Source organism: Roseibium suaedae, assembly GCF_900142725.1.
Classification (GTDB): domain Bacteria; phylum Pseudomonadota; class Alphaproteobacteria; order Rhizobiales; family Stappiaceae; genus Roseibium; species Roseibium suaedae.
Map to the genome: position 1 here is coordinate 20,095 of NZ_FRBW01000005.1, position 16,177 is coordinate 36,271.

General features: G+C 57.4%; 3 protein-coding genes. All 3 read right to left on the reverse strand.

Annotated elements, in window-relative coordinates:
• Window positions 1-22 precede the first annotated feature (22 nt).
• Entirely contained in the window at window positions 23-8,260 is an 8,238-nt protein-coding gene (locus BUA94_RS19025) for a calcium-binding protein (RefSeq protein ID WP_073014952.1), read from the reverse strand.
• Window positions 8,261-8,351: 91 nt separating this feature from the next.
• A complete protein-coding gene (locus BUA94_RS19030) occupies window positions 8,352-8,561 on the reverse strand; it encodes a hypothetical protein (RefSeq protein ID WP_073014953.1) in 210 nt (69 codons plus the stop codon).
• A gap of 814 nt (window positions 8,562-9,375) precedes the next feature.
• Complete coding sequence (locus tag BUA94_RS19040; protein WP_139251211.1) at window positions 9,376-15,156, reverse strand: autotransporter outer membrane beta-barrel domain-containing protein; 5,781 nt, start codon at window positions 15,154-15,156, stop codon at window positions 9,376-9,378.
• Between the last annotated feature and the right edge of the window lie 1,021 nt (window positions 15,157-16,177).

The window sequence follows — 16,177 nt, forward strand, 5'->3', positions numbered from 1 at the left end:
ACCATCACCATTCTCCCTGGCACTATGCGGCCAAGCTCGGGGAGCCTACCCATGCGGCCAAAGCGTTCTGGATGGACACGTCGCTCTGAAGTGCATCGCGGCGCTGGTCATCCGAGACGCCGTTCGTCACATCCCAGGCAGCCATGGCATCAACCAGCTGTTGCACAGAGCCTTGATCCAGCGCGAGGTCTCCAACCTTGAAACTATCGACCCTGGAGGCGCCGGTAGCCTCTTCGGCGAACCAGTTCTCGACCCAAACGTCGGCGTAGTCTGTCGAATCTCCGCCAAGAAGACTGACCAAAAGATCATCCCCGTTTTGCGAGAACCAGATCTGATCGTGATCAACCTCCTCAAGAACCACCTGATCATGGTCGCCAGCCTGGTTGCCGCTGTCCGAGATGACTGCGTCCCCATCCGTGCGTGCAATGACATACGTGTCACTGCCGGTTCCACCGTCGAGGCTGTTGGTTCCGTCTCCGCCATAAAGCGTGTCATTGCCCGCTCCGCCGTAGATTTCGTCATCACCTCCGCCTCCCCGCAGCACATCGTCGCCACCGCCGCCCGCGAGAAGATTGGCCTCACCGTTACCGGTGAGATGATCCGCGAAGTCGGTCCCTACAACATTCTCGATGCTATTGAGCGTATCCTCACCGCCAGCACCCGTCGCAATACCGCTGGCAAGATCAACTGTCACGGCGCCTTTGATATCGCCGTAATGTGCAGTGTCGCTGCCATCGCCGCCGTTGAGCCTGTCGTCACCGACGCCTCCGAAAAGGATATCGCTGCCATCGCCACCGCTGAGCGTGTCGTTGCCGGCGAACCCTTCGAGCGTATCGCTGTTGAGCGTACCCGTGATGACGTTGGCGTCGCTATCGCCGGCGATCATCAGGCCGCTGTTCTGGGCAAGCTTGAAATCTTCGAGATTTTCACCCTGCTTGACGACGGAGTTCCACTGTTGCGCCCAGACCTTGGCCCACTTTTCCGCCCCGGTCCCCTCCGTCAACTTTCCGTAGGCATTGAGCAACGCATTGACACCGTCCCGCGTCAGGTAGCTGTAGTTCGAGAAGCTATGGGTCGAGAACGTGTGGATTGCCTGGATACTTTCTCCCCCCTCATCCTGCTTCGCCTTGGCATCCGCTTCTTCCGCGACATATTCGGACAGCCATTTCGACAGGATATTCGTGTCAAATTTCTCGTCCCAGACCGACAGGACGATCTGTGCTGCCTGGTCACCGCCAGGCCGGAAATAGTCCTCGACGGTCACGCTGTTGAGCTCACCCTCCGCAAGCGGCGCGGTGCCATCTTCGAAGTTCAGGTGATCCGGCATATAGATCCTCAGATCGTAGCCGCTCCTTTCGAACTGAACGGGGGTATCCTTGATGGACCCGCTATAGTCCGCCACACCGATCCGTTCCCCCAGAACAACCAGGTCTTCCGTTTCATCGCCAAAGCCAAGCTTAGTCCCGCCGGCTTCCTGGATGACGCCGTCCTTGACACCATAGCCAACAATGAAGTGATCCCGGTCCTTGGAGCCTCCAAAACCGCCCCAGGCAACCGCGTCCTTGCCGCGCAGGATGATGGTATCCTTGCTACGGTTGTCGAGGCCCTGCTGGTTAAGGTCGAAACGGTCATCGCCCAGGAGGTCGCCTCCCTCGCTGTCGCGGCTGAAGGATATGTAATCGTCCTGGATATTGCCGACGATCTTGCCGCCACCGGATTCAACGAAGCCTTTCACCCCCGGCGAGAAAGTGATGGACGCCGGTCCGAAGTTATAGATAAGGCTTCGGTCCCCTTCGGAACCAACGATGTAGTAGTTGTTCTCCGCACCGAACGCGAAGACGATGTTGTCACCAGCCAGATAGATCGAATTCTTGTTGCCGTAAACGATGCCGAAATTGAAGCCATCGCCCATGCGCATCTTGGTTTTGTCGCCGAAAGCAAAAACGAAGTCATTTCCGCGTCCGGTCCGGATATCGTTCTTGTCTCCGATGGCGATGATCGAATTGTTGCCTTGAATATCATGAATGACGTTCTGGACACCAAGCGCAAAGTTCCAGTCATCGCCCTCGTTGCCGGCAAGATAGGAGTAGGCGCCAATGCTAAACAGCATGTCATCGCCCGATCCCCCGAAAAGCTTTCCGACTTCCCCAACGGAGGCCATGATGTCATCACCCTCGCCGCCGAACTGAAAGTTCGCCATACCGAGAGCGACCATGATATCGCCGTCATCCTTCATCGGCTTGATATTCTGGAAGAAAGTTCCAACGTTATCGATTGCGCCGCCTTCGCCAACTGCTGCAATATCTGCAAAGTTAGCGAAAAGACTGAACATCGATTTGAAATTCGGAACACTTGAGATGGCCGGAATTCCCGACGCACTACCCCAAGAAAGCGGACCAGACGTCTCCGAATTATTCATAGCGAAGTCATCTATCACTTGCTCGGGATTACTGTTCAAGATCGTTTCCGAGCCCGTGTTTGACAAACTGGTCGCAAAGTCGAAAACACCTGCTCCAACTTGATCGCCAAGCAAGTCTCCCAGCTGTGCAAAATTGAAAATACTCGACGGTATTGTCGCTTCCACCCAGAAAATCCGGACGAAATACGAGTAAAACTGTCGTGCATCGAAGTCTGTGGTGAGCTGGCCATCCTCGTCATAGGTCGTCCCGAACATCGAGCCGAAGGAATCGTAAGGGATCGTGCCGCCGATGTCGCCGAAGGTCTGCAGGTAGCCCACGAGGCCGGAAATGCCCCTGGCAGCGGACTTTGCACGCGACGTGCCGCTCTCAGTGGTGAACATGCCGAGAAATTCGTTGAACGAGATTGCCTGCCCATTCGCGGGCATGAAGGATGCCAGCGAAGCATCGAACAGGCTGGTCCAGTAGTCGCCAAACACAAGGTTTCCACCACCGACGGTAAGGATGAAATCGGAGCCGCCGCCAGCATGGATGATGTTGCCGCCGCTTTCCGCAGCCTCTTGCACCGCTCCCCACATAAGCATGGTGTGCTGCTTGATTTCGCCTGCGCTATCAATGGCATCATTTGCATTGGACGTAAGCTGCGTGGAAAGAGTACTTACAGTCGGCTGCCCGTTACTATCGAATTTCTGCTTGACGTTCTTCCCGCGAAGGCTCCCACCGACGGTATCGAGCAAATCGAATATCTTGTTGACCTGCGTCTTCGAACGCTTCTGGAACTGGTTCGCGGGCTTGGTTCTGATGCTCCCATCCGCATTGGTTTTCGGATTACCCTGATCATCCAAAACGGGTTTTTGCTGAATATTACCCTGGAACGAGAACCCCAAAAGAGAGTTCGATATGAATTGAAATGGCCCCTTGATGCCCTTCTTCGGATCCTGACTCGAAGAGAAGGGGAGCCCCATTTCACTCACAAGCTTCGAGTAAACCTGATCGTTGTCCTTCAATAAACCGTTGCTATCCCGCTTTCCGGCAGATTGATTACCTACACGCCCAAGCGCGTCGGACAAATACATACTAGCGTAGCTGAAATTATCTGAAAGAATTCCGGAAATACCTGAACTCTCACCTGTTTCAGATTTTCTGTTTTTTGCAAATGCCAGGAAAGTGTCATTCGACGTGCCGTAGTCGACCGAAACATTGTAATATCCGTACAGGACCTTGAGGCCGCCGAATTCCTCTTGATCGTTCCTTGTGCCGTTGGCATCAGGAATTGACGAGCTACCGACCCGGACGGACAGATTGCCGTTGCCGAGCATTACCTTGTAGTCGGCACCATGACCCACTTTTACGGAAACATTCAGATCGCCGTACATCCCGCCGATACTGATGCCATCCCCGATCTTGATCGAAGTATTCAAGGCGCCATACATGACCTGCAGGCTCTTGGTTGACCGGTCCGCCCGGTTGACCTTGCTCGGATCAGAGTAAGGATTGCCGTAGACGTCGCCACCGGCAAAGATCGAGTCCTTATTGACCTCGATCACTGTATTGAAGTTGCCAAGCGCGAAGTTGACGACATCCCACCCGCCGTCCGCATCTTGCCCGGCAACTGCGTCAGGATCGCCATGTCCGATCTTGATGACAAAGTTCATGTCGCCGAGTTGAGCCGTGACCGTATTGCCATCGCCAACCTGCACCAGAACATTGAACGTAGATCCGGACATCAGCTTCTCGACCATCTCGCTGACATCGTCAGGTAGCTTATCGACCACCTTTCCAAAGGGGGACGGGCCAAGATCATCATCGAAATCTTTTTGCCCAGGGGCTACCTGCGCAAAATAGACATCCCCATTACCAACCTTGACAGTGACGTTCGCAGCAACCTCCTTGATCTCGGAAAACAGGTCACTGCCGCCGAGGGCTTGCAGGTTATTACTCGTAGTATTGAACGCAGCACCGACGTTTTGCTCCGAAACTCCGTTCAAAGCCCCCAATGCCACATCGGAAAGCGCGATGCCGCGGAGTGGCCAATCAAAAAGCCTATTCTGTTTTTCTGGCTTCTCATCAGAAGCGAGGCCCATCCCGAAAAATTGCTTTAACCGGATCAAGCTATCGCTCGAGTTGTTTCCGCCCGTATTCTTCTCAGATGGCAGGAAGAACTTGGCCGGCGCGCCGGTGATATAATCTAGACTCTTGTCCAGATCTTTCTCTTTCTGGGAAGACCCGGTCTTGTTCGTTTTCTGAGAAGCGAATGCCCCCCCAACCAGCAATCCGTCGCCAACGTGAACCACAAGGTTTCCCTGCCCGGCAAGCAGCGCAACCATGTCGCCATCGCCAACCTTGGTCGCAACGTTCAAAGTCCCCATGGCGGCCATGACCGTTGTGCCGTCGCCGATATGTGTGGAGATATTCAAGGTGCCATAGGACACCATGACGGTCGCCCCGGGCACACCATCGCTCACATGGCTGTTGCCTACCTTGGTGGTGACATTGGCCTTCCCGTGCAGAAGGGAGACGAAGACGCCGTCTCCTACCTGTGTCACCGCATTGACCACGGAGTTGACACCGATCACGAAGACCGTGCCATCCCCAACCTTGGTTGCCACATTGAGCTTGCCGCCCATGACGGCGACGAACGCCGAGTCCCCGGCTTCGTTGACCGCGGTCAAGACGTTGGCCTGCCCGGCCATGACGGTGGCGACATCACCGGAGCCCACTTTCGTCACGACATTGAGCTTGCCCAGGAACATGCCCCAGAGAACCCCGTCCCCGACGACGGTAAGGACGTTCAAATTGCCAGCCATGATGGCGCCCGTGCCACCATCGCCGACCTGGGTCGCAACGTTGTACAGACCACCCATGATAAACTGGCTGTAGCCGTCGCCGGCCTTCGTTGCGACGTTCAACTGGCCGAGCATGACGAAGATCGCCCTGCCGTCACCAACAGCAGTTGCGACGTTATAACGGCCTGCCATCACCGCATAAAAATCACCCCAGCCATCCTTGACCGCAACGTTGGCAACGCCCAGTTGAACGACAGCATCCCAGGCGCCATTGCCCATAAAAGCAATGTTCGCGAGACCGCCCATGATGGCGAGGTCCTTGCCGTCACCGCCCTCGAAATAATTGGCAGCGCTAAGCATGAAGGCCCAATCGTTGCCATCGCCTGCGCGAATGATATTCGCGCCCAAACCGAGAGCAATGATCCCGTCATCGCCGGCACCGCTGTTGATGTAATTTCCGCCGAGACCAAGCGCGGAAATCATATCATTTTCGGCTCCGGTTTTTATGATGTTATACGCGCCGGCCGCTATTACCCCGTTGTCATAATTCTTGCCCAGCGTATCGAAGATACTGCCCCCACCGGCACCAAACTTTGAGCTGCCGCTCTTAAGCTCTTCCTCTGCCGCCTTGGCAGCCTCATCCTCGTCGACATCCTCATCAGCATCACCGTTGGATGCAGATGCCTGCGCCTGCATTTTGGCGTAGTCGTCTTCGCTCATGCCGCCGGATGCCGTGCCGCCTCCGTAACCAGCCAGGAGCGCATCCATATCGGACATCATTGCTGCCTGCTTGGCTTCGCCGACAAGAGATTGGTAGTCGGCGGCGCTCTTGGATTTCGCGCTGTCCGATGCCGCCTGAGGGTCGAAATCACTCTCGTCCGGCTCTTCATAGGCCGGCGCGTCTGCATTCAGGCCGGAGCTGCTGTGTCCCATCGCCGCAAGACGGGCATCGAGATCAACCCCCTTAGCCGCCAATTCAGCCTTGTCTTCTTCCGACAAGCTGGATGCCTCATCCGTCGTTTCCGCTCCGCTCTCCATGCCGAGACCCAAAACGGAGAGGATCGGATCGAGCGCTGAGAGGGGCGACGCGCCATCGCCGGAAGAAGCATCGCTTCCACCATCCAGGAGAGCACCCAAGCTGTCACCTAGATTGTGCAGAGCCGATTGCTCTCCACCAGAAGCAGCTCCACCTTCGGAAGAAGCGGACGCAGCTTCCGTCTCAGCCTTGGCATTCTCGAGTGTATTGATGATCGAGTAAGAGCCATAGGCCTTGACGTCGTTACCGATGCCGCTCGTGGTGATGACATTGGCATTGCCGGCTGCCCTGATTTTGGCATCACCTCCCAGGACGGTCGCGATATTGCCATGGCCGCCGAGCGTTGCCGTGGTCTTGCCGTCAACGTCGGTGGTGAGAACGTTCAGCCCGCCATACATCTGCGCGTTGACATCGCCGCCGCCAGTAACTGTCGCGACATTGCCGCCACCGCCGAGGTTCAGGTTCGCCGTGCCCTTCCCTGCGGTTCGCGTCACAACATTGGCGCCACCGACCGCGGTTACGTTGAGGTCGCCACTATCGACGACCTGCGTAATGACGTTGGCCACCCCGGCACCCTTGAAAGTCACGTCGCCCGTTTCGCCAACGCGAGTGACAACGTTGGCCCCACCTGCGCCCTGGAACAGGGTATTACCGTGTTTCGTCGTATGAGTGATAACATTCGCAAGGCCGCCGCCCTTGAAGGTGACATCGCCGCTTTCACCACTACGGGTGATAACGTTTGCAGCCCCGGCTCCCTGGAAGAAAGTATCGCCAGTCGCCGTCAAATGGGTGATGACATTAGCTCCACCAGCACCCTGGAACGTCACGTCACCGCTATTTCCCGTGCGAGTTATGATATTGGCAAGACCAGCGCCCTTGAATGTCGTATCGCCGATATCAGTCTCGTGGGTGATAACATTGCCATAGCCCCCACCCACGAAGAAAACGTCACCATCCTTGCCGGTGCGCGTCAACACGTTGGCCGCACCACCGCCGTTGAAATCAATATTGCCGTATGCCGAAGAGTTGGTGACAACGTTGGCCGCGCCGCCCCCCGCGAAGATGATGCTTCCGCTGATGCCAGAGCGCGTAATGATGTTCGCGGCTCCCCCACCCGTGAAATAGGTGTTGCCGGAGGCCGTCGTGTGCTTGATGACATTCGCACCGCCGGCCCCTTTGAAATAAACGTTGCCGGAGGAACCGGAGGCTCCGTAGCGATTGATAAGATTGGCCGCACCAGCGCCGGTAAAATGGGTGTCGCCATCATACGTGCCGTGATCGATCTTGTTGTATGCGCCAGCGCCCGTGAACCGGACGTCGCCGGAAGAAGACCCTTCCCCTTCCCCTTCCCCTTCCCGCTTGACATAGTTCGACGCACCGGCACCGACAAAAACAATATCGCCAACCCTGACCAGGTTCCGGACGTCATTGGACGCCCCTGCCCCCTTGAAGGTCACATCACCTTCAGAGTTGTCGTAGTCCCCGTTCCAGTCACGCTTTACGGTGTTACGCGCGCCCGCGCCCTCGAAAAGAATATCGCCGTACTGCGTATCCAGGAGGATGGTGTTGCCGAGGCCCGCGCCGCGGAAAGTAATGTTGCCGGAGATCCCCGAGCGCAAGATGTTGTTGTTCAGAGCAGCGCCGGCATAGTCGATGTTCCCGGCATCACCTTCGTGAACAATCTTCGTTGCTCCCGAAGCTCCGCTAAAAGTAATATCCCCGTCGCCATCCTTGGAAATATCGACGAAACCGGCGGCACCGTAGACTCCTAGGTTTCCGGTTTCGTCAATGACGGTCAGCTTGCCGGAGGCGCCGTAAACTTTGTCGTCGCCCGTGCCGGTATAAACCGTCGCTGAAATGGACCCTACAGTGATCGTGTCATTGCCACCCTTGGCGTAGATATTTCCGCCGAAGCCGATGGCAGTGATACTGTCATTACCGTTCGTACCATCGTATTCACCGGTAATCGCATATCTTACCGACTGAATTGCACGCTTAATACGCCGCCTAAGCCGTCCCATTTCAGACTCCCAAGTCGCTTCGCGCGCACCAGCTGGCACGGCACGTCAAATATCTTGATGGCTCTCCGGACCGGAAAAAGAATGAGCCGCGTCAGGCGGCTGCGCTATCCTCTTCGGAAGCGCCCTGCTGCTGTGAGGGCAGCAGGCCGAGTTCGGTGTATTTGTTGATGACTTCCTGCATCTTCGGATCATCCATCAGACCCTTGATGACCGAGAGCATGTAGAGAAACCCGGGAAGCGGCATCAGAACCTGCTGCTTCAACCGGGCTTCCATATCCTCAGGCTTGGCACCCTTGGTCATTAGGACAGCAGGATCTTGGTCAACGAGAAGCATACGAACGATGCCGTTATTAAAGTTTATCGCCGCGACCGTTTCCACATACACGTCTTGCATAACCGACCTCCAACATATCAAAAGATTACCTGTATACAAGTGTACGAACAAGGATTGGGTCCCGCAAGACCAAAAAATAGTCGGCTCGCCAGAATATTGAGCATACCGGCCGATAGGCACTGCAATAGACGGACACCTAGCCGCAGATACTGCCTCTACCTGATACAGACCCGGAAATCAGAACAGCTCTAGGGCCTGAGCGGATGTTCTGGACTCTGCAGATTGGCGCATGGCTGTTCATCGCGGTCCTGGGCATGCTTGCCCGGACACTCACATTGGCCGATCTGAAGGCCGCTTTTGTTCTAACGCTGAAGCTAGAAATGATCCGTGGGATTGCAGGTTATTTGCGATACTGCCTCAATCAAACGAACAGGAGCCTTTGCTCACTAGCCGATGAAATCGAGGGGCTATTCAGTGCATAGAAGGACGGCGACGGCGACGGCGATATGAGTAGGTCACCCGACAGCCTCGCTGTCCTTGCTGCGGGAAGTTGCTTAATCTTATGTCCGGCCGGAAGCCGCAAACAGGATTCCCCGGTGGGCCTTTTAGTTGCTGCAAACTGGAAACAATACGCCCAAAGCCGACGCGCCCCACGGCGAGATCTCCCGGATGGCTGCCGCTTTTGAATACAAAGATTTAGACTACACGAGGATGCTTAGACTGTCGGAAGTGAACGGGCGCAAAGCCTCGTGCAGACATTTGCGCCCAATACTGAACACCTTCAGAATGGAATGCTCAGTCTCAGCGAACCACTGTTCGTTGCGAGTTTGTCAGAGAACCGGCCATCATATTCCAATCTGAGATCAAAGCCCTCCGTCGACGACAGCTGAAGACCTGCTCCGATGGTTGCGAATACATCCTCATGTTCGAGTGACGTCGTGAACTTGCCTGCACCGGAGGGAGCTGAGGTGAAGCGGGCCGTTGCCTCCCAGTCATTAGTGGAAAGTACCGTGACGCCCAGCCGTCCGAAAAATCTCAGGCTCGTTCCGTTGTCATAGGTGTACCGGCTGCCTACTTCCAGCGCGGGAGAAACCGCAAAAATCCATTGATCGGTATCGTCAAACGTAAGCCCATAGGTTCCGGACTCGCGGTGCCCCCCAATCCGGCTATAGACCGTATCAAGATCGACAAAGGGCTTGGCATAGAAGTTGGTCGCCGCAAATGTCTTGGCAATCCGGGCGCGAATGGCTCCGTTGTAAACATTTGGAGAGCTTGAAACGGTTTCCGCCACACCTGGTATCAAGATTTTCCGGTTCATGTCGTAGACGGAGTAGCCGCCCGACAGGGCACCGGAGAAGGTCCAATCGTCCAATTCGTGCTTGAGGCTCACACCAACAAAGCCGCCAGTACCTTCCCCTGCAACTGTCTTGGAAGACTGAGAAATCCAGCTTTGCTGAAAAGCGGCGGCGCCTCCGAGAAACCACCCGTCCTCGAACTCCTTCTGTGCACCTGCAGAATACCTGAGGGAATCCGCATTGTAGCTTGGGGAATTGCCTATAGCAGACCGGTGCCCCGTTCCTGCGGACGCCTGCGCCCACGCACAAGATCCTTCCGACAACGAAGCATCCTGCGCCGCGAAAACAGGGCAGCTCATGAGACTGTTGCTGAAAGACAGCGTTTCAAACGTTTGCTCGACCGCAGGCGCCAACGTGGATTTGGGATGCAGTTGGTCCAGCAGACCACCATAGTTTCCTGATCCGTTGTCGACCTCATTCGCGATTGCACCAAAAAGAACCCCGAAGGCGGCATTCCCGTCCAGGTTCCAGATGGATTGCAGGCTCTCCGCAACTCTTTGCTGGCTGCTGTTCAGGTGAACCTTGTCCAGCGGCGTGAAATCGACGGAGTTCACGGTGAAATAGTGATCGTTCCCAGCCGTGTGGATGCCATAGTCGAAGATCAGCGATTCTGGAGCTGCCAAGCTGCCGCTCAACGACCCGGCAACCGACAGAAACCGTGTCTGGCTGTTCGGCAACAGACTGATCGTATTAATCCCGAGCGTTCCTGCCAGGCTGGCATCGCCAGCGATTTCCAGAACATCGGAACCGGAGTTGCCCAGATCGATATCCGTGACGAGGCGTCCCTCGCTTGTCTGCGTGAAATTGCCGGTAAGCTTTGTCGTTCCGGTTTCATGCACGCGGTTCAGGACGAAACGGCCGTTGTTGACGATATTGGCACCGTAAAAAAATCCCCCAGCCAGTGTATTGTGGGAGTTGTTGGTAACGGTGCCCGCGCTGTTCCCATCCCTATTATGCAGCAAAACGTTGCCATAAAGGGATGCAGTGTCGTTGACCGTTACGTTCAAGACCGCTCCGTCTGCAGTTGTTCCGCGACCATTATAGAGAACAGCGTAGTTTTCCGCATAATCAACTCCGGTTTGATAGGCGCCAGACTGAACCACGGCGTCTCCATTCAGGGAGAGGGCGCTGTTCTTCCCACCGGCGACATAGATCGCGGCCGCATCATTGCTTCTCCCGCCAGAAACGCTCCCGCCAGAGTTTACGGCAATTGCAATCTCACCATTGCCATCCGGCCCCTCGCTTTGAGCGAAGAGGCCAATGCCACGAGTTCCGATCGACGAGAGGGTTTTACTCACGGAGAGCGAGAGATCCCCGCCGCGTCCCGAACTATCCGAAGAAGTCACGCCGGCAAAGGCGCCCCCGCTTTTACCTCCAAAACCGCCGCCGCCGCCAATCGACTGGGCAATAACACCAATTGCATCGGCGCCAGTGACCGAAACTGGTGCATTGATATCAAGCACAACGGCGCCACCGTCACCACTTGCGCCTTGGGACAAACCGCTTCCCCCGCCAGCCCTCAGTGTCAGAATCCCGCCGGTCGGATCGCCCGCCAGACCGCCGCCGCCGCCAATCGTTTGCGCAACAATTCCGTGTGCTCCGTCACCGATGGTAAAGATGCCGGCTCCACCGGTCAGGTCCAGGGAGATATTGCCGCCATTCCCGGCCGCTCCGCCCTTGCCCCCGATCGACAGATTGTAATTCTCGTCGACGCTGCCAGTTACCCCCAGGCCCCCGCCGCCACCGATCGACTGCAGAAGGACACCGGAAGACCGTTTACCGGTGGTGACGATATCTGCATCAAATTTCATTGTGACGTCGCCACCATTACCGGCAACGCCGCCACGGCCGCCGACGGACGTGCTGAATTCTTTGCTTTTGATTCGGGTCGCGTCAGAACTGGTGCCGACACCTCCCGTGCCGCCACCGCCGCCGATGGACTGAGCCACGAGAGCGGTCGCGTCATTTCCAATCGTCCGGATGACCAAGCTGCTGCCGTGGTCCTTGTTGGTATTGACCGATCCGCCATTGCCGCCAGCACCACCGGTACCGCCGCCATCGCCGCCAATTGCCAACGTTCCCGCTTGATTGACAGATCCATCGCCCCCCTGGCCGCCACCGCCGCCAATGGACTGCATCAGCAGGCCGAAAGCGCCGTAGCCATAAGTGGTGATGGCATTTTGCTGGTTCCCAATGCTCCAGATTGTGGTCTCGCCGCCGTCCCCTCCGGAGCCTCCCTTTCCTCCAACAGCAATTGCGACATTCGCCGTGATTTGGCTGCCCTCGGCAACGGAAGAGCCGCCTTGCCCACCGCCACCGCCAATGGATTGCACGACAACCCCGTCAGACCAGTCGCCGTAGGTCGTGACCCGTCCATTGTGATAGTATTCAGCCTTGCCCCCATTGCCGCCAGAACCGCCTTTCCCCCCGACATCGACCGTCAACTCATAGCTGGTTCCGGCATCTGTCAGACGTCCGATCTGATCTTCAAGATTGCCGATCAGATCGAGGACCTTGTGGGAAGATGCATCATTGCCGAGCGAGCCGCCAATCCCGCCGCCGCCGCCGATCGATTGCAACACAAAACCGTCCGCATCGCCGCCAAATGTCTCGACGACACCATATTGTTCGACATAGACATGTCCGCCGGAGCCGCCCTGTCCGCCGCTGGCACCTATCCCGACATTAAGCTGCCCGGAATAACTCTCTCCGCTCGCGGCAATATAGAGGGTTCCTCCCTGAGAGTTTCCGCCGCCGCCGCCGATCGATTGCGCGACAATGCCTTTTGAGCCGGATCCCTGGGTCTGGACCGTGTGACCGGCAAAATTGTGGACCTTCACATCCCCGCCGTTGCCGCCTGTCCCGCCTTTGCCACCGAGCTCGATTTTCGCCTTTACGGCTGCAACGCCGCCTTGGGCATAGGCATCGCTGTTGCCGATGCCGCCGTTCCCGCCGCCACCGCCGATCGATTGTGCCAGAACGCCATGGGCACCGTCACCAAATGTCAGCAGGGTGCCTGCCTGTGCTGCACTTGTGAGTTTGGTGCTGCCCGTGTCCGGAGAATTGCTCCCAGCACCATAGGTCCCAAGTGAGACCTCGACTTGGCCACCATAGCCGCCACCCATTGTATTGAATTGATAGCAATTGCTGATACCCGGCGTGGTCGACGCATAGCAGTAGGGAAGGTTCTGCAGGATGTTGCCAGCGCCACCCCCTAAAGCAGTACTTGCCGTGACTTCCACAGTATCCTTGTCACCCAGGGTTGTTGACAGAACCGAGGCATCACCCCCGTTACCTCCGCCGCCGCCAACTGACTGCGCAACTATGCCATGAGCAGCATCCCCTATGGTCGTCAGCGCGGAATCCTGGTCAAAATCGACCGTGACACTGCCGCCATGTCCGGCGTTACCACCGTTACCGCCAACGGCAGCCTGGAAGTTGAAAGCCACGGGAACGCCGGTTCCCGTGGGGGCGGCGAGCACAAAGTCTTTTGCGGATGCCGCGCCGCCGTTGCCGCCACCGCCGCCAATCGACTGCGCAAGAATGCCGATTGAGTTGCTTGGGGCGCTGCGGTCCGCCGATTGGGCCGCAAGCCCCGTCGTGATGCTGCTACTCCGAAGATCAACGGTGACGGACTGGCCGTCACCACCCGTGCCACCACTGCCGCCAGTGATCAAGGCTGCGTTGAAACCGGCCGTCGCGTTGAAATAGCTGGCGCTGCCACCCGTGCCGCCACCGCCGCCAATGGACTGGGCAATCAATCCATAGGAATGGGCACCAACTGTCGAGATCGAAAGGTCATCCTGGCGGATGGTCACGGTCCCACCTGCGCCACCTGCCCCTGCCATGCCTCCGGTCTGGAGGGCGAGGAACGACAACGCACTGTAATTCTGGTCGCTGCCGCCGTTGCCGCCACCGCCGCCAATCGATTGTGCGATCATGCCTGGCGCGAAATCACCGGAGGTGAAGATATTCGCATGACCAGAAGAATTCCTAGCATCGAGATCGGGCAGGTTCGCGCCACAGGATACCGTGTTGTCCGCGCAAACCGCTCCACCATTGCCCCCGCCTGCCGCCGCGCCACCAATTCCGACCGAAAGGATGGTGGAGAGCGTTTGCGAGCCGCCCCCATTGCCGCCGCCGCCGCCGACTGATTGAAAGATCGCACCGGGGGACCAATCGCCCGACGTCCGGAGTGCCCCGACATTCGCAATGGAGACGGTGCCGCCGTTTCCGCCGGCAGATCCCTTGCCGCCAACTCCAGCAATCCCGGATGCATCTCCTCCGGAGCCGCCCCCGCCGCCGACGGACTGTACAAGGACAGCCGCAGCCCCCTTGCCACTGGTGATAACGGTCCCGGTGTTTGAAAGACCGGCGGCGCCGCCGTTGGACTTGGTTGAGCCTGCCGCATTGCCACCAACGCTGACCAGTCCACTCGACGACCCGGCAGCACCGCCGCCGCCGCCGATGGACTGGGCAATGATCCCCAGACTGTTGACCCCTTGTGTCGTGATGGTGCCATGGGAGTTGACTGTCACAGTGCCTGTGTTTCCGCCTCCGGCGCCATCTCCTCCAAGGCTGACGTAATTGGCGGTGGATACGCCGCCTGCGCCGCCGCTGCCTGCAATCGATTGGGCAACCACACCGAAAGCATGATCTCCCTGCGTTGCGATCGAGGTACTGGACCCCAGGTCGATGGAAACCAGCACATCGCCAGCATCTCCGCCGTCGCCGCCATTGCCTGCCTGTCCGCCAAGAACACTCAGGAAGTCGTTGCCGGTGCCACCACCGCCACCAACGGAATGAGCGATCAGGGCGGTGGAATAGTCGCCGTTCGTCTGAATGATCGGGGAACGCAGGTCGTCATCTTCCACTGTGACTGTTACGTGGCCCGCATTGCCGCCGAAACCACCGCCGCCGCCCGTCCCGGCCAAAGCAGATCCATCGCCGCCATTGCCGGCATTTCCGCCGATACTTTGCCCCAGGATGCCGTAGATATTGTGCCCGCTGGTTGCAATCGTACCACCATCGGAAAGCGTGATGTCCACGTTGCCTGCGGCCCCGCCGTTCCCTCCGGACTTGTCCTTTGTCGGACCTGTACCGCCATTGCCACCTTTGCTGCGGGCGAGAATTGCCGCGCCCGGCTCATAGCCGCTTCCGGCGACATCCAGCAGAATCGACCCCGCCTCGCTGTTGCTGATTGTCACGGCGCTTCCGTTGCCGCCGTTGCCGCCATTATCGCTGTTGTCAGTGGATGCGGATCCGTTTCCGCCCTGGCTTATACCGGCGAGTAAGAACAAGCCGCTGCCTCCGGCAACGGTGGCGTTCCAGTAGATCTCTCCATGCGCTCTGTTGGTGATTGAAATGACCCCGCCCGAGCCAGCGTTGCCATTTCTTTGTCCGCCGTCGCCGCCGATCGACTTTGCAATAAAGCCTCCACCGCTCGCCTGGCCGCTGAACCGGTTTGAACTGGAGCCGATCAGAAAGGGGTGGTCATAATTGATGTTTGAGATCCTGACCGCACCGCCATTGCCGCCATGGCCTCCAAGCTGATCTGAACCGATAAAATTGTTCTGTGCGCCGCCAAGTCCTCCCTGGCTCACTCCGGAGAAGAGGGTAAATCCATAATAGGAGGTCCCCCCGGCCCAATAGGCCTGACCATGGTTGTTGAACCCGTCGCTGGTGGTAAGTGAAATATCCCCACCAGCTCCACCTGCTCCACCGTTGGAGTTATTGTCGTCGTTATCCTGGTCTCCGTCCCCTCCCGAAGATTTGACGTTGATCCCGAAAGTCGGAGGATCGATTTGATAAATGTTAAGAGGATATGGCTGATTGACGTTAAACTGCAGACCTGAGCTGTTGTCGATGGTGATGCTGCCGCCATTTCTGGCCGCCCCCGCATCATGGCCCGGTGACCCTTCCGTGAAAAAGGTCCATCCGGAAATATAGTCGGTTGAATTTTGGTTCCACGGAACGTTGATATCCTGAGTACTACTGTTGCTTACCGTGAAGCCTTTTCCATCGCCGTTCGAGGCACTCCCAATTTCTTCATGAAATATTCCCTTGGCCGAGTTTGGCTGGCTGTAGGTGCAGACGATAGGGTCTCCGTCCGAGTTGCAATTGCCCGCCCAGGCAGGTCTCATTGCCACTAGGCACGTCAGCGAAACCGAGGTCAGGAAGAACGCCCTAGCTGGAATTCTAGAGGGGAATGTATCTGACAATTTCCGG

Bases quoted from the DNA above. Each gene is read 5' to 3' on its own strand.
- BUA94_RS19025 (WP_073014952.1), bottom strand. From the start codon at position 8,260: ATGGGACGGCTTAGGCGGCGTATTAAGCGTGCAATTCAGTCGGTAAGA.
- BUA94_RS19030 (WP_073014953.1), bottom strand. From the start codon at position 8,561: ATGACCAAGGGTGCCAAGCCTGAGGATATGGAAGCCCGGTTGAAGCAG.